Source organism: Hymenobacter cyanobacteriorum (assembly GCF_022631375.1).
GTDB lineage: Bacteria > Bacteroidota > Bacteroidia > Cytophagales > Hymenobacteraceae > Hymenobacter > Hymenobacter cyanobacteriorum.
Genome location: NZ_JALBGC010000001.1, coordinates 189286 through 204594, shown reverse-complemented (window position 1 = coordinate 204594; position 15309 = coordinate 189286). Strand labels below are relative to the sequence as shown.

General features: G+C 61.5%; 13 protein-coding genes and 1 other RNA gene. 6 read left to right on the top strand and 8 right to left on the bottom strand.

The window, feature by feature from the left end; translation table 11 throughout:
* Nucleotides 1-36: 36 nt before the first annotated feature.
* The 5 genes from MON38_RS00945 to ffs all read right to left on the bottom strand — a co-directional run bounded on the left by MON38_RS00945 (nt 37) and on the right by ffs (nt 2475).
* The gene (locus tag MON38_RS00945; protein ID WP_241934257.1) at nt 37-531 is read right to left on the bottom strand and encodes an ankyrin repeat domain-containing protein; all 495 of its coding nucleotides are present in this window, start codon (nt 529-531) and stop codon (nt 37-39) included.
* A gap of 39 nt (nt 532-570) precedes the next feature.
* Nucleotides 571-1248 (bottom strand): cell division ATP-binding protein FtsE, encoded by a 678-nt coding sequence (locus MON38_RS00940; protein WP_241934256.1) that lies wholly within the window; start codon nt 1246-1248, stop codon nt 571-573.
* Between the two features lie 4 nt (nt 1249-1252).
* A complete protein-coding gene (locus tag MON38_RS00935; protein WP_241934255.1) occupies nt 1253-1456 on the bottom strand; it encodes a fructose-6-phosphate aldolase in 204 nt (67 codons plus the stop codon).
* Between the two features lie 79 nt (nt 1457-1535).
* Nucleotides 1536-2192 carry a fructose-6-phosphate aldolase gene (fsa, locus tag MON38_RS00930; RefSeq protein WP_241934254.1) on the bottom strand — a complete coding sequence of 219 codons (657 nt, stop codon included), beginning with the start codon at nt 2190-2192 and terminating at the stop codon, nt 1536-1538.
* 185 nt (nt 2193-2377) lie between these two features.
* Nucleotides 2378-2475, bottom strand: an RNA gene (ffs, locus tag MON38_RS00925) — signal recognition particle sRNA small type.
* A gap of 218 nt (nt 2476-2693) precedes the next feature.
* On the opposite strand from ffs, the gene guaA reads away from it, so the two are divergent.
* Complete coding sequence (gene guaA / locus MON38_RS00920) at nt 2694-4229, top strand: glutamine-hydrolyzing GMP synthase (RefSeq protein WP_241934253.1); 1536 nt, start codon at nt 2694-2696, stop codon at nt 4227-4229.
* Between the two features lie 145 nt (nt 4230-4374).
* Nucleotides 4375-5097: a type 1 glutamine amidotransferase gene (locus MON38_RS00915; protein WP_241934252.1), complete on the top strand. Its 723-nt coding sequence runs from the start codon at nt 4375-4377 to the stop codon at nt 5095-5097.
* A 132-nt stretch (nt 5098-5229) separates the two neighbouring features.
* Here the strand turns inward: MON38_RS00915 and dgt are convergent, their stop codons facing one another.
* Nucleotides 5230-6624, bottom strand: coding sequence for a dGTP triphosphohydrolase (gene dgt / locus MON38_RS00910; protein ID WP_241934251.1), 1395 nt, complete (start codon nt 6622-6624; stop codon nt 5230-5232).
* A gap of 144 nt (nt 6625-6768) precedes the next feature.
* The gene (locus MON38_RS00905; protein WP_241934250.1) at nt 6769-9786 is read right to left on the bottom strand and encodes a M1 family metallopeptidase; all 3018 of its coding nucleotides are present in this window, start codon (nt 9784-9786) and stop codon (nt 6769-6771) included.
* 224 nt (nt 9787-10010) lie between these two features.
* Here MON38_RS00905 and MON38_RS00900 point away from each other — a divergent pair, with 224 nt between their 5' ends.
* Both MON38_RS00900 and MON38_RS00895 read left to right on the top strand, forming a co-directional pair.
* A complete protein-coding gene (locus MON38_RS00900; protein WP_241934249.1) occupies nt 10011-10448 on the top strand; it encodes a hypothetical protein in 438 nt (145 codons plus the stop codon).
* Nucleotides 10449-10491: 43 nt separating this feature from the next.
* Nucleotides 10492-10917, top strand: coding sequence for a DUF1810 domain-containing protein (locus MON38_RS00895; protein WP_241934248.1), 426 nt, complete (start codon nt 10492-10494; stop codon nt 10915-10917).
* A gap of 29 nt (nt 10918-10946) precedes the next feature.
* Here the strand turns inward: MON38_RS00895 and MON38_RS00890 are convergent, their stop codons facing one another.
* Nucleotides 10947-11627 (bottom strand): DUF1361 domain-containing protein, encoded by a 681-nt coding sequence (locus tag MON38_RS00890; protein ID WP_241934247.1) that lies wholly within the window; start codon nt 11625-11627, stop codon nt 10947-10949.
* Nucleotides 11628-11846: 219 nt separating this feature from the next.
* Here MON38_RS00890 and MON38_RS00885 point away from each other — a divergent pair, with 219 nt between their 5' ends.
* Nucleotides 11847-13733: an ABC transporter substrate-binding protein gene (locus tag MON38_RS00885; protein WP_241934246.1), complete on the top strand. Its 1887-nt coding sequence runs from the start codon at nt 11847-11849 to the stop codon at nt 13731-13733.
* A gap of 155 nt (nt 13734-13888) precedes the next feature.
* Complete coding sequence (gene hemL / locus MON38_RS00880; protein WP_241934245.1) at nt 13889-15187, top strand: glutamate-1-semialdehyde 2,1-aminomutase; 1299 nt, start codon at nt 13889-13891, stop codon at nt 15185-15187.
* The last annotated feature ends 122 nt before the right edge of the window (nt 15188-15309 follow it).

The following is a 15309-nucleotide window of genomic DNA, read 5'->3' as shown; positions in this document are numbered from 1 at the left end:
CTAGAAAAAGTGGGTGACGATACCAATCTCTTCGGCTTATTCTTTTAACTTCGATTCAATCAATTGGATGACTTCTTGATTTTTGCTTTCCTGCGCTGCAGATAGCACCGAGTTACCTTTCCCATCATGTGCTTTCACATCAGCTCCTTTAGAAATCAGGTAGGAAACCAGCTTCTTATTTCCACTATGAGCTGCAAACATCAACGCAGTCATGTTGAAAGCATCTCTAAAATCGACCTCGGCCTGATGGTCGAGCAAAAGCTTAACCGTTGCAAAATCGTTTTTCTGAACGGCCAGAATCAGCAGGCTCATTTCAAAAAAGCCCGCTTTTACCCGAAAATTTGGGTTGGCACCTTTATCTAGCGCAGCCTGCACCTGCGTGGTGTCTTTCGCTGAGACAGCCTCGTAGAGCTTTTTATCTTGCCCTTTACCAGTATTGAAATCTATGCCCTGTCCATGGCCCGCTACGGCAGTTACAGTTAATAGCAAGGACAAAATAGCTACTGCCTTTCGGATGGAAACGATGGTCATATTTGGCAGCTAAGTAGAAGAGCTTTGCTATCAGAACCGTTACCCGCGCGCCGAATCGAGCAATTCCCCGTCCTTGCACGTTAGCACGCGGTGCGGGTACTGCTCGATGAGCTGGAAATTGTGCGTGGCCATCAGAATAGCGGTGCCGGTGTTATTGATTTCGCCAAACAGCTGCATGATGCTCGCTGACACGTCGGGGTCGAGGTTGCCGGTGGGTTCGTCGGCCAGCATCAGCACGGGCTCGTTGAGCATGGCGCGGGCGATGACCACGCGCTGCTGCTCGCCGCCCGAGAGGCGGTGGGGCATGCGGTTGGCGGCCCCGCTCAGGCCCACGCGCACCAGAACATCCGAAATGCGCTGCTGCTTCTGCGACTTGCCTTTCCAGCCGGTGGCGTTGAGCACAAACATCAGGTTTTCGGCCACCGTGCGGTCGCCCAGCAGCTGGAAATCCTGAAACACGATGCCCAGCTTGCGGCGCAAAAACGGGACTTTGCTGGCCGACAGCTTCGGTAGCGAATAGCCGGCCACGGTGCCCATGCCGCTTTGCAGCGGCAGGTCGGCGTACAAAGTCTTCAGCAGCGACGACTTGCCCGAGCCGGTGCGGCCCACCAGGTAAGCAAACGCGCCCTTTTCCAGCGCAAACGACACGCCCTGCAGCACGGCCTGCTGCTCCTGCATTATCGTGGCATCGTGCAGCTCAATAACGTTCTCAACCATACAATTACAGATTCAGCGGCTGCAGCTTGCCAAATTCCAGGCCCGAAATCACGCCAGCCAGTTCGGTTTCCTTGCCCTCGAGGCCGTAGCGGTGCAGGTCCTTCAGCGGCCGGTCGGCCCGGAAATAGGCGATGAGGACAAACGCCTCATCCCGCAGCTGGATGTAGTCCGGAATTTTGGCCTTGCCTTTTACTTTGATGATGTACATGGAACAGTTAAAAGTTAGGAGTTAAAAGTTAGGAGTTAGAGTTTGGCCAGATGGACAACTCTTAACTTTTAACTCTTAACTAAGCGTTTACGCGCTTGTGGTCAGCCAGGAACGTGGCCAGGCCCTTGTCCGTGAGCGGGTGGCTGAGCAAGCCGTTGATGACGCTGAGCGGGCAGGTCACTACGTCGGCCCCGATTTCGGCGCACTGAATGAGGTGCGGCACGTGGCGCACCGAGGCGGCCAGGACTTCGGTGGGGTAGCCGTAGTTGCTGAAAATCTGCACAATCTGTTCTACTAGCTGCAGGCCGTCGGCCCCGATGTCGTCCAGACGACCCACGAAGGGCGACACGTAGGTCGCACCGGCTTTGGCCGCCAGCAAGGCCTGGCCGGCCGTGAAAATCAGGGTGCAGTTGGTTTTGATGCCCTTGTCGGCGAAGTACTTGATGGCCTTCACGCCGTCCTTAATCATGGGCACTTTCACCACGATGTTGGGGTGGAGGTCGGCCAGGGCCTCGCCCTCGCGCACCATGCCGTCGAAATCAGTGGCAATCACTTCGGCCGACACGTCGCCGTCGACCAGCTCGCAAATCTGGCGGTAGTGGGCCATCACGGCGTCGAGGCCTTTGATGCCTTCCTTGGCCATGAGCGAGGGGTTGGTAGTCACGCCGTCGAGGACGCCCAACTCTACGGCTTCGCGGATTTCGGCCAGGTTGGCGGTGTCGATGAAGAATTTCATGCGTTAGCTATTAGCTGATGGCTATTAGCTGCTAGCTGCTTTTTCAAGTCGGCCACCAAGGTAACAGCTAACAGCTAACCGCTATCAGCTAACAGCTAATACAAAAAGAATCGGCCCCAAAGCTACTCAATGGCCCGCCAACATTGCGGAATTGAAGCAGCATCGGGGCCGACGCGAAAGGACAAAAAAAAGCAAGCCAAAATCGCACCGCTACAACCACCTACCCTTGCTACCTTCCGGTCCTGGGGGAGTTCAGCAGGAGCTGGTCGTTCTGACTTGCCGATGCAAAGGTAATCACGGATTCGTCGGATTCGACACGGATTTCCTGGATTTTGTGAACGACGCTTGGCGTTGGCCGGAAGCGCGAGCAGGTAAGGGGCTGATTGTATTCGAAATGCCCCTTGCGGCAACTGCCTGAAAAATATTTTGCCCCTCGGCTAATCGTCCACAAAATCCGGGAAATCCGCAAAATCTGCTTAAATCCGTGGTTAGCTTTGCGGCATGGAACGACTTATCATCCTTGATTTCGGCTCGCAGTACACGCAATTGATAGCCCGGCGCATTCGCGAATTGCACGTGTTCTGCGAAATTCACCCTTACACCTACGCCTCGAAACTCGTTCTCAGCGACGATATTCGGGGCGTTATTCTTTCCGGCTCGCCGTGCTCGGTGCGCGACGCGGACTCGCCCAACCCTGACCTGAGCCATATTCTGGGCCGGGTACCGGTGCTGGGCGTGTGCTACGGCGCGCAGCTGCTGGCCCAGCAGGGCGGGGGCGAAGTGACGCCGGCCACCATTCGCGAGTATGGCCGGGCGCGGCTGTCGTCGCTCGACGCGGCCTCGCCGCTGCTCGATGAAATGCACGTGGATTCGCAGGTTTGGATGTCGCACGGCGATACCATTCAGCGCCTGCCGGCCGGCTACAACATCATTGCCAGCACGCCCGAAGTGGCGGTGGCCGCCTTCAAAATTGAAGGCCAGGAAACCTACGGCATCCAGTTTCATCCCGAAGTAACGCACTCGACCGAGGGCAAGCTGCTGCTGCGCAATTTTGTGGTCGACATCTGCCAGTGCGCCCAAACCTGGACGCCCGACCATTTTGTGGATTCGACCGTGGAGGCCCTGCAAGCCACCATTGGCCCCGACGACCAGGTGATTCTGGGCCTGTCGGGCGGCGTGGACAGCAGCGTGGCGGCCCTGCTGCTGCACCGCGCCATTGGCCCGCGCCTGCACGGCATCTTCGTGGATAACGGCCTGCTGCGGCAGGACGAATTTGCCACCGTGCTTAAAGCCTACGAGGGCCTGGGCCTGAACGTGACCGGCGTGAACGCCGCGCCGGAATTCTACGCCGCGCTGGCGGGCATCAGCGACCCGGAGGGCAAGCGCAAGGCCATTGGCCGCACGTTTATTGAGGTGTTCGACCGCGAGGCGCAGAAAGTGCAGGGCGCGCGCTGGCTGGCCCAGGGCACGATTTACCCCGACGTGATTGAATCGGTGTCCATTCACGGCTCGTCGGTCACCATCAAAAGCCACCACAACGTGGGCGGCCTGCCCGAAAAGATGAACCTGAAAATTGTGGAGCCGCTGCGCATGCTCTTCAAAGACGAGGTGCGCGAGGTGGGCGCGGCGTTGGAACTGCCCGCCGAAATCCTCAACCGGCACCCATTTCCCGGCCCCGGCCTGGGCATCCGCATCCTCGGCGACATCACGCCCGAGAAAGTGGCGCTGCTGCAGCGCGCCGATGGCGTGTTCATTAACCTGCTGAAAGAGCACGGCCTGTACGAGCACGTATGGCAAGCCGGTGCCATGCTACTGCCCGTGCAAAGCGTGGGCGTGATGGGCGACGAGCGCACCTACGAGCGAGTAGTGGCCCTGCGCGCGGTAACCAGCGTGGATGGCATGACGGCCGACTGGGCGCATTTGCCCTACGATTTCCTGGCCGAGGTGAGCAACAAGATTATCAACCAGGTGCGCGGGATTAACCGCGTGGTGTACGATATTTCGAGCAAGCCGCCGGCGACAATTGAGTGGGAGTAAGCACGATGCTTGACGAATAATAGAACGTCATGCTGAGCGCAGCCGAAGCATCTCTACCGCAACAGTAAACAAAATGATTGCGCGGCAGAGATGCTTCGGCTGCGCTCAGCATGACGTTCTTAATTTTTCCTTTAACGAATCAAAAATGCGCTTTCACTGCCTGCAACACCTGCCTCACGAAGGCCCCGGCCACGCGGCCGACTGGCTGGCGGCGCACGGTCACGCGCTCACGTTCACGAAGCTGTTTGAGCCGAACCCGGTTTTTCCGATGCTAGCCGATTTTGATGGGTTGCTGATTCTGGGCGGGGCCATGAGCGTGCACGACACGGACCGGCTGCCCTGGTTGCGGGATGAAAAAGCCTTTATCAACAAAGCGCTGCGGGCGGGCAAGATTACTCTGGCTATTTGCTTAGGGGCGCAGCTGGTGGCCGAGGCGCTGGGCGGCCAGGTGCAGCCCAACCACGCGCCGGAAATCGGCTTCTGGACGGTGCGGTTTTCGGCCAAGTCGCTGGAGCATCCGCTGCTGCGTGGCTGGCCCGAGAAAGCGGCCGTGTTGCACTGGCACCTGGATACATTTACAGTGCCGCCGGGCGCGGTGCGGGTGGGCATGTCGGCCGCCACGGCCACCCAGGGCTTTGTGTGGGGCGATGGCGTAATTGGGCTCCAGTTTCACCCCGAAATGACCGTGCCGATGGTGGAGCAACTCATGGCCGATGAAGAACATGAGCAGGCCACAGAGCAGGAATTTGTGCAGACGGCGGCGCAGATTCGGACCAAGCTGAAATCAGTCTGGAAGGGCCGCAAGCTGCTGGAGACGCTGCTGGAGAATCTGGTGGCGCTGCACGAGAGAGAAACTACCAGCAATTAAGCCCCAGCGGGGCGACCTATCGGTAAAAACGAACTGTGTGGAGAATAGCTAAAAGCCCCAGCGGGGCGACACTCGTTGCAACAAGTGTCGCCCCGCTGGGGCTCATTTTCGCGAAGCAGTATGAATGATTCGCTAAAACCCCTTCGGCAGCTCAATACCCTTGATGGTCTTGTACAAACTCAGTGCGTTCTGGTCAGTCATGCCGGCCACGAAATCGGTGAGCAGCAAGATTTTCTCGTAGGCCGAAACGTGGGCCTGGTGGCCTTCGGCGCGGAATTGTTCGGGGAGCAGCAGGAGTAGCTTGCGGCTGCGGTGGCCCTGGCTTTGGTCGAACACGGCGGCGAGGAAAGCATCGAGCAGGCCGCCGAGGACTTCGAAGCCGGCGGCTTCGATTTCGAGCACCGGGCGGCTGCGGTAAAGCTGGTTGATGCTCAGGCGCTGCACCTCCTGCAAATCGGCCCAGCAGCCGAGCTCTTTGATGAGGGGCTGGTCGTAGGCACCGCGCAGGATGGCGGGGGCGTGCTGCGCAAACAGCCCGGCCAGCTCGTTCACCAGCTTGCCGATGAGGCGGGCGCGGATGTAGCCCAGCTCCTCGCGCCAGTCGTGCCATGAGACGGTGGATTGGCGGGTTGGTGAGTCGTTGAGCATGCGCTTGAGCAGGGGCAGACCGGTTTCGGGCGCGATGAGGCCAAGCTTGAGGCCGTCCTCAAAGTCGATGATGCGGTAGCAGAGGTCGTCGGCGGCTTCGACCAGAAAGGCCAGCGGGTGGCGGTGGTAGAAGCCGGCTTCGGCATCTTTGGGCAGCAGGCCCAGCTCAGCGGCCACGTGCTGGAAGCGCGCGCTTTCGGTTTGGAAATGGCCGTATTTCTTTTCCGATGCGCCCCCCTTTTTCGACGCTTCTGGCACCAGGCTGGGGCGCGGGTACTTGGTGAACGCGCCCAGCGTGGCGTAGGTGAGGCCCAGGCCGGCGGTGCCGGTGCTGTGCGCCGCGTAGGTGTGCGTAAGGATGCGGAAGCCGGCGGCGTTGCCCTCGAAGTGCTGCAAGTCGGCTACTTCGGCGGAAGTGAGCTGCTGCAGGTACGGGGCGGCGGCGGGGCTGAGGAAGTAGCTGCTGATGGCATCTTCGCCGGAATGGCCGAAGGGCGGGTTACCGATGTCGTGGGCCAGGCAGGCGGCGGCCACGATGTCGCCGCAGTCCTGGTCGAGGTTGGGCAGCTGGGCGGCCAGCCCGGCATCGGCCTCCAGGAGGTGGCGGGCGGCGAGGCGGCCCAGGGAGCGGCCCACCACGGCGGTTTCGAGCGAGTGGGTGAGGCGGGTGTGCACGAAATCGGTTTCGGGCAGGGGCATTACCTGGGTTTTGCGCTGCAGGCGGCGGAAGGCCGAGCTGAACACCACGCGGTCGTAGTCCTGCACGAAAGCCCCGCGCACGGGGGCAGTGCTAAGCGGCGGCAGCTGCTGGTCGGGAAAGCGCCGCTGCGAGAGCAGGCGCGGCCAGTGCATCGGCTGAGACTCGGGGGGAGTTGACATTAGAAAGAGAAAGGACCGACATGCTCATCTGGCATTCGCGCAGCCGAAGTATCTTCACCGCAATAGTAAACCCAAGCGGTTGGATTACTCACGCGGCAGAAACGCTTCGACTACGCGGGCCGGATGAGCACGCCGTTCAGACGGCTACTTATTCACCCCTTCATCCAACAGCTTGAAGGGGTTGAGCTTTTCAAAGTGAAGCTGGAAGCGGATACCGTCGGTGAACGCCTGGCGGCTTTCGGGCGTGCCGCTGCTAAACTGCGAACCCACGACCGGGATGTAGAACTGCAGGATTTCGCCAAAGAAGGGCACGGTGAGGCCGGCATCGTAGAACAGGCGCTGGCCCTGGGCGCGGCCGGCTACAAACTGCGTTTCGCCGGTGGCGCCGAAGTCGGCAAATACCGCGAGCTTGGTGATGGGTAGGTCGGCCTGCAGGTTGAGGGTGCTGAGCCAGGAAGTGCTGGCGACGGGCAGGAAGGCTTTAAAAGCGCCGTCGCGGCCGTCGGTCTGGTGCACCTGGGCCGTCAGAGCGGATGAAATCTGCTGGCGGTCGAAGAAGGGCGTTTGGCGGCGGTAGTCGGGGCTGCCGCTCAGGCCGAGCACGAAATCGGACTGCGTCTCGCCCTGCAAAAAGCGCCCGCCGAACAGGCGCGCCTGCACCCGCTTGGTGCGCGAGTAATAGCGCAGATAGCGCGCCTCGGCGCGCAAGAGAATGGCCGAATTTGAGCTGTTGAAAGCGGCCTGCAGCTGGTTCAGCTCGACGTGGGCGCTCCAGTGGTTAAGCGCGTCCTGGTGGTGTGCGCCGTACTCGACGGAGTAGATGCTGCTGGTGCGGGCGCGGTCCTGGTCGCGCACGGAGGTAAGGGCTACGCTGGCCTGCTGCTGCACCGAAGCGCCGGGGCGGTGAGGCAGGTAGAAGGTGAAGGCGGGTTCCAGCTTGAGGTAGCGCTCGAAGCGCTGCACCGTGAAACTGGTGACAAAGCGGCGGACGCGGGAATGCGGCAGGTCGTTGAGCTGGATGCGCCCAATGCCGTTCAGCTCGTTGCGGTTGAAGCTGTACATGGGCATGGCTAGGTACTGCAGCGGCCGGGGAGCGAGCGGATTGTTGTAGAAGGCCGCGCCGAGCATGAACTTATCGGAGGTATTGGCCCCGACTACCGGCAGCCAGCTGATGGTTTTCCGGTCCCAGCGCTCGATGCTGAAGAGCGGGCGCAGGCGCAGGGACTCGGCGCGGGCCAGCGGGCCTTCGAGCTGGAGGCGGTCGTTGCGGCGGTTGAGCTGGGGCGTGAGGTAGCCGGCATCGACGGTGAGTGCGACGACGTTGGCCCGCCTGAAGTTGAGCTGGCTGGTGGCTTCTTCTTCAGCATTGGCGTCGAGGTTGCCGAAGGGCGTGGTCCAGAGGGTTTCGAGCACGTTGCCCTGGGCATCGAGGCTGGAAACGGGCACCGCCCAAGGCACTTCCGAATCGGTGCGCACCAGCACCTTCACTACGTCGTTGAAGAGGGCCACGGCGCTCAGGTCGGCGTCGTAGTGGTGGGTGCCGCCCAGCATGTCGCCGAAAAACCAGCCCAGCTTCTGGCCGGTGCTTTCCTCGAACACGGCCTGCATGTCTTCGGGGTAGGGGTGGCGGAACTGCCAGCGCGTGTAATAGAGGCGCATGGCGTCGTCGAACCTCTCCTGGCCCAGGTAGCCGGCCAGGTAGCGCAGCAGCGAGGCGGTTTTGAAGTACACGCCGCCGTTGTAGTTGAACTGCGTAAAATCGGCCGACGAGGGCCCCTGCACCGGTTGGTCGGCGCCGTGGCTGGCCAGTATCTGGTAGGGCAGCTGGTTGAAGGCCGGGGCGGGCAGGCCGTCGAGGCCAAAGGTTTTCAGCCGCGCCGGCGTGAGGCCCTGGCCCGACATTTCGGGCAGCAGGCCGGCCATCGGGTTGGTCAGGGCCTCGGTGCGGGTGTGCTCGTAGGTGTTCACGCCCTCGTCCATCCACGGAAAGTCGCGCTCATTCGAGCCCAGAATGCCGTAGAACCAGTTGTGGCCCACCTCGTGAATGATGGCCCCGGGTTCGGTCACGGTCACCATCGGGTACTCCATGCCGCTGCCGGCCGTCAGGGCCCCGTCCACGGCCGTCACGGCCGAATAAGGGTACTCGCCCACCCAGCGCGAGTAGCTGCGCAAGGCAGTGTTTACTTCCTCCAAGCCCTGAATCCAGCGCACGGGCTGGCGGTTGGTGAAGAGCACCGTCGTCTGCACGGTGCGGCCCGAGGGCAGGCGCACGGTGTCCTGCAGCACGTTGAAACGCTTATCGGCAAACCAGGCGAAATCGTGCACGCGGTCCTGCACGTAGCGCAGGGTTTTGGTGGTGGGGGCCGAAGCCGGGAATTTCAGGTCGTGGCCGAAGTCGTCGGCGGTTTTTTTGGCGGCCGTGGCGGTGGCCAGCTCGGCCAGGCGGGCGCGCTCGTCGGGGTTCTGCAGCTCGCCGGTGGCGCCCACCACGTAGTTGCTGGGCAGGGTGATGCTGACATCAAACGAGCCATATTCCGAGTAAAACTCGCCCTGGCTGAGGTAGGGGATGGGGTGCCAGCCGCGCCGGTCGAGCACCGCCGGCTTCGGAAACCACTGGCTCACCTGGTAGCTCTGCCCCACGTGGCCCATGCGCGAAAACGAGCCCGGCAGCTTCACCCGAAACGGCGTGGCAATGGTGGCAGCCGCGCCCGGGGCCAGCGGCTGCGGCAGCAGCAGTTTGGCGATATCGGGGTTTTCGGGGTCGTATTCGAGCTTGGCCGCCTGCCCGTTCACCACAAAGCTCAGGCTATCGATAAAGCCGCGCGCCTCGGGTTTGGCAAACAGAAACTCGCGGTTGCCCTGGCGCTGCTGCTCGCGGCCGAAGGCCGTATGGTTGTCGCGGTAGGCATTGGGCCACAGGTGAAACCAGATAAATGGCAGCGCCTGCGGCGAGTTATTGGTGTAGGTCAGCTCTTCCTTGCCGCGCAGAACGTGGGCTTTGTCATCAAGCCGCACGTCAATCGAATACTTCACTTCCTGCTGGAAATAAGGGCTAGCGGAAATTTTGGCGGCGGGCTTGGCTTTGGGCTTGGGGTGGCGCTGGGCCAGCGTGAGGCCAGGCAGCAGGGCCAGCGCGAGGCCGAGAAGTAGGGGTTTGTGCATGGGTAGGCTGTTGGTTGCCGCGAAGCTACGGTGTTGGTGGAAGATGCTTTAAGCTAGAGCAGTTAATTGCTTCTCCAAAACAACCCTAGTTACCAATGTGTGCACGGCTAAAACTAGACTACATTGCTGTTGATTGCCAAAGGCTGGTTGCCGAATAATTACTGCTGTTGGCCAAAATAATATTCCCTATTCGGAGGCAAGCCACCCAATAGTTAGAATACACCATGAAGAAATTATTGCTGTTCTTACTCTTCATTGCTTCATGCCAGAAGATGAAGTCTGGCCAACACGTAGCTCCCGAAACAATTCAATTGGTGGAGTCGATTGGGCTATTGAGTAAGGATGAACACATTGTGCTGTATTACTCGAATTTTCGAGAAAGTAGCACAGGAAGTTTCGTGACCGACAAACGCATTGCACACTACTGGTTAGAAAAAAAGGTGACTAATAATCGAATAGAGTCGGCGTATTATTCAGATATTATTTCAATAATTCCAAGGTATAAAGTGCCCGACTTTGATAGTCCATACATCGAAATCACGAAAAGAAACGGAGACAAGTTTAGGGCCTATATGGAAGGAAGTGATGAAGAGAAATACCTGTTTTATGAGCAGGCACTTGCGCTATGGCATAAGCGCCACGCTGCTGGAGTACAGCCTTAATGCAGGTATTGACGCTTAATTTCCGCATTAATGCCCCAAGCTTATGAAAACCAGTCTCACCCGATTCCTCGAAGCGCAAACCAGCAGCTACCCGGCTGCCCTGGCCGAAATCAAAAACGGCCGCAAGCGCAGCCATTGGATGTGGTTCATCTTTCCGCAAATTCAGGGATTAGGCCTGAGCGAAACGGCCCGCTTTTACGCGATTCAGGATTTACGCGAGGCGGAAGAGTACGCCCGGCACCCGGTGCTGGGGGCGCGGCTGGTTGAAATCAGTACGGCCCTGCTGGGATTGAAATCGAACGACGCGCACGCTATTATGGGCAGCCCGGATGATTTGAAACTGAAATCGTCGATGACGCTATTCGCGGCCGTGCCCGGGGCCGACCCAGTGTTTCAGGCGGTGCTGGCGAAGTTTTTTGGCGGAGCGCAGGACGAGAAGACGATGCGCATTATTGGCCAGAACCGATAAAAACCTTGCTGAATCAATAGCTGCGGCAGTTATTCTCCCTGCGCCCGGCCCAGCACGCGCACCGTGCCGTAGCCCAGCAGCAGAAACAGCCCGAACACCAGCGTCACGCCCCAGGTGCCGGGAAATGAGAACGGGTGCAGCACCCGGTTCATGATGTCAAAAAACAGCGCAATCGGGTTGGTCAGAATGTTCCAGGAGTTGAAGCGCAGGTAGCGGCCCAGGTAGATGCCGAACCCACTAAGCAGCAGCGCCACCGCCGCAAACAGCCAGCCCGGCCAGAAGCCCAGCCGCTGCTGCACCAAGCGCTGCATGTCGGACAGCGAGGCGTAAGCCAGCATCAGGCCGTTCCAGGCGCAGCTTACTATCAGCACCAAATCGTACCAGAGCGGCACGCCGGGCCGCGCTTCGAGGTGGTAAAAATCGGTGAGAATGTAGGGCGCGTTGGGAAAAAACAGCAGCCACGCCGCCCCGGCCGGCACCAGCAGGCGCGCCCGCAGCGGCCCCCGCGCCGCCGTCAGCATCGTGCTGATGGCGTAGGGAACTATGGCCAGCAGCAGGTTCCAGAGCATGAACAGGAAGAACAGGCGGCCGGTGAGGGCCACCCGCCCCGCCACCAGCAGCACGCTCAAGGCCAGCGAAGCTGCCAGCACGAACGTGAGCGCCAGCCGGGCGCGGCTGAAGGGCAGGGACGGAGCAAAGGAGACAGGCATAGGCATAAAGTTAGCGCAGGTTTGGCGCCGGTAAGTCCGTGGCGCGCACCTTACAGTCCGCGGCCCGTTGCGGAGTTCGGGTTTTCGGCCGGGGCGCGAACTGCAAAGTCCGGGCTGCATGTAACGACAACGCAACGACGGCCCGGCTGCGTATGGCCCCGGCTATTTATGGCTAATTTTGCCCCGCCGGCCACGAAGGCCGGTGCGAGTTTCGGTTCCATGACGTTTTCATCTTCGCGGCAGCGGCCGTTGCATTGGCTGTTTGCCGGCCTGCTGCTTAGCGGCAGTGCCCTGGCCCAAACGCCCGCCCGGCCTCAGCCGAACAAACCGGCTGCTACCAGCCCGGCTACACCTGCGCCGGCCGCCAGGCCCATAGCCAAACCGGCCGTTGCGCCAGCGGCCAAACCGGCTGCTACTCCGGCCGCTGCGGTTGCCAAGCCAAAACCTGCGCCCGCGCCGGCCCGCCCAACCGCCATTCCGCCGGCCGAGGCCGCCGTGCGCTACCGGGCCGGTAAAAACCAGCTCGACCAGGGCAACTACGCCGCCGCGCTGGCCCAACTGGAGCCGCTGGCCCAGCCCACCGCCCGCTTCGCCCGCGCCGCCGATGCCGCTTACCTGGCCGCCGTGGCCGAAACCCGCCTCAAGCAGTGGCCCGAGGCCGAGCAGCTGCTCAACCTGCTGCGCACCGAGTACCCCACGTACCCGAACATGCCCGACGTGCTGCTGCTGCAAGGGCAGGTGTCGTTCGAGCTGGAGGATTTCGACACGGCCCTCAAAACCCTGACGATGCTGCCGCCCGACAAGCTGGCAACTGAGCGCGAAAACCTGAAGGCCGCCTACCTGCCCCGCATCCAGGACCGCAACACCTGGCTGCGCAACCTGCGCCGCTACCCCGCCGATGCTACCCTGGGCCGCGCCTACGCCGACCGCCTCGTGCTGGGCGGGGCCTACACCGACGCCGACCGCCCGCAACTCGACGACCTCATCACCCGCTTCAGCCTCGACCGCGCCCGCTACACGCCGCGCCCCCGGCCGGTATCCGTCAAGAAAAGCAGCTACAACGTGGCCGTGCTGCTGCCCTTCGAGCTGGCGGACCCCAGCTGGCAGACCCAGCGCAAAAACCAGTTCGTAACCGACCTCTACGCCGGCCTGCGCCTGGCCCAGGACAGCCTGCAGCGCGCCGGCCGCACCATCCAGCTGTTCGCCTACGACACCGGCGCCGACACGCTGACGCTCAAGCAAACCCTGGCCCTGCCCGAGTTGGCCGGCATGGACATGCTCATCGGCCCGGTGTATAAATCGGGAGCCAAGCTGCTGAGCCGCTACGCCCAGGAGCACCAAATTGTGTGCGTGAATCCACTTTCGCAGGACGGCGACCTCGTGCTCGACAACCCCTGGCACTACCTCTACGCGCCCAGCGCCGCCACCCAGGGCCGCACCGCTGCGCAGTTTGCCGCCGGTGCATTCGGCACCGGTCGCCCGGCCCTGGTGCTTTACGAAGACAGTAAGGACGACGCCGCTTTCGCCGCTGCCTACAAAGCCGCGCTCGAAGAACAGGGCGGCAAAGTCAGCGGCCTGCGCCGCTTCAATCCTGACATCGACGCCAGCCTGGCCACCGCCTTCGCTGGTCCCGATTTGGCCGCCGCCGGCCACGTCGTCGTGGTTTCCGACGACAAGCGCGTGGGCCCGTACGCGCTGCGCCTCGTGCAGCAGCAGCCCGCCGCCACCCGGCCCGGCCTGCTGGCCCCCGGCTCCTGGCTCGATAATCCGCGCCTCGACGTGAGCCAGCTGAACGGCGCCGGCACCTACTTCATCCAGCCCAAGTATTACGACGAGCAAAGCCTTGGCTTCCGCCGTTTCCGCTCGCTGTACTTGCAGCGCCAGCACCTGCCGCCCTCGGTATTTGCCAACCAGGGCTTCGAATTGCTGTTGTATTTCGGCAACGCGCTGTTTCAGTATGGCCCTGCGTTTCAGACCGGCCTGGCCGGAGCCAGCCAAACGCCCGGGGCCATTTTTGAAGGCGCGAGCTACCTCGGCGGCGCGCACGACAACCAGGTGGTGCCCATCATCAAACTCAGCGGCCTGGAGTACCAGGTGCTGCGCTAGAGGGAGCGTGTAGCTCCATCCGTCATCCTGAGCTTGCGAAGGACCTTATCACGTCTGCGCCATCTGATTTTGCTGCAAACCTTTCTTCGGTAATAAGGTCCTTCGCAAGCTCAGGATGACAGACAAGTAACCTGCTAAATTCAATTCCCAGTTTCATGCTCAACCTCACCACTTCCGCTGCCCTTTTCGAACGCGCCAAAACCCTCATTCCCGGCGGCGTCAACTCGCCCGTGCGGGCCTTCCGCTCGGTGGGCGGCTCGCCGGTGTTCATGGCCAGCGCCGAGGGTGCCTGGCTCACCGACGTGGATGGCAACCGCTACGTCGACTTCATCAACTCCTGGGGCCCGATGATTCTGGGCCACGCGCCGGCCGTGGTGCTCGACGCCGTGCGCGAGGCCCTGCCGCATTCGCTCAGTTTCGGGGCGCCCACGCACCGCGAAGTCGAAATGGCTGAGTTGATTCGCCAGATGGTGCCCAGCATCGAGAAAGTGCGCCTCGTGAACTCCGGCACCGAAGCCTGCATGTCGGCCATTCGCGCGGCCCGCGGCTACACCGGCCGCGCCAAAATCATCAAATTTGAAGGCTGCTACCACGGCCACGGCGATGCATTTCTGATTGCCGCCGGCAGCGGCGCGCTCACCGCCGGCGAGCCCGACTCGGCCGGCGTCACCCAGGGCGTAGCCCAGGACACCCTCACCGCGCCCTACAACGACCTGCCCGCTGTGGAAGCCCTCATCGCCGCCAACCCGGGCCAGATTGCGGCCCTCATCCTGGAGCCCGTGGTGGGCAACATGGGCCTCGTGGAACCCGCCAAAAACTTCCTGCAGTCCCTGCGCGACCTGTGCACCCAGCACGGCATCGTGCTCATTTTTGATGAGGTAATGACCGGCTTCCGCCTCGCCCAGGGCGGCGCGCAGGAGCTCTACGGCATCAAAGCCGACATGACGACGCTGGGCAAAATCATCGGCGGCGGCCTGCCTGTGGGCGCTTACGGCGGCCGCGAAGACATTATGAACTGCGTAGCCCCCGCCGGCAAAGTGTACCAGGCGGGCACGCTCTCGGGCAACCCCATGGCCACCGCCGCCGGCATGGCCCAGCTGCGCTACCTGCACGAGCACCCCGAACTCTACACCGCCCTCGAAGCCACCAGCGCCCGCCTCGCCGACGGCACCCGCCAGATTGCCGCCGAACTGGGCCTGAACTACACCGTGAACCGCGTAGGCTCGATGTTCAGCCTGTTCTTCACCAACAAGCCGGTGAACAACCTCGATGATGCCAAGCACTGCGATACCGCCGCGTTCGGCCGCTATTTCCATGCCATGCTGAACCGCGGCATCTACCTCGCACCCTCGCAGTTCGAGGCCCTGTTCGTGTCCACGGCCATCAGCGACGAGCTGGTGGAGAAATACCTCACGGCCTGCCGCGAGTCGTTGGTAGAAGCTCATAAGTTGTAGGTCCCGTTTGTCATGCTGAACGCAGGGAAGCACCTTATCACGCTTGAACATTCCGTTCGGACGTGGTAGGGTGCTTCCCTGCGTTCAGCATGACAGACGAAAACCTTGCGAAACCTTTTTTC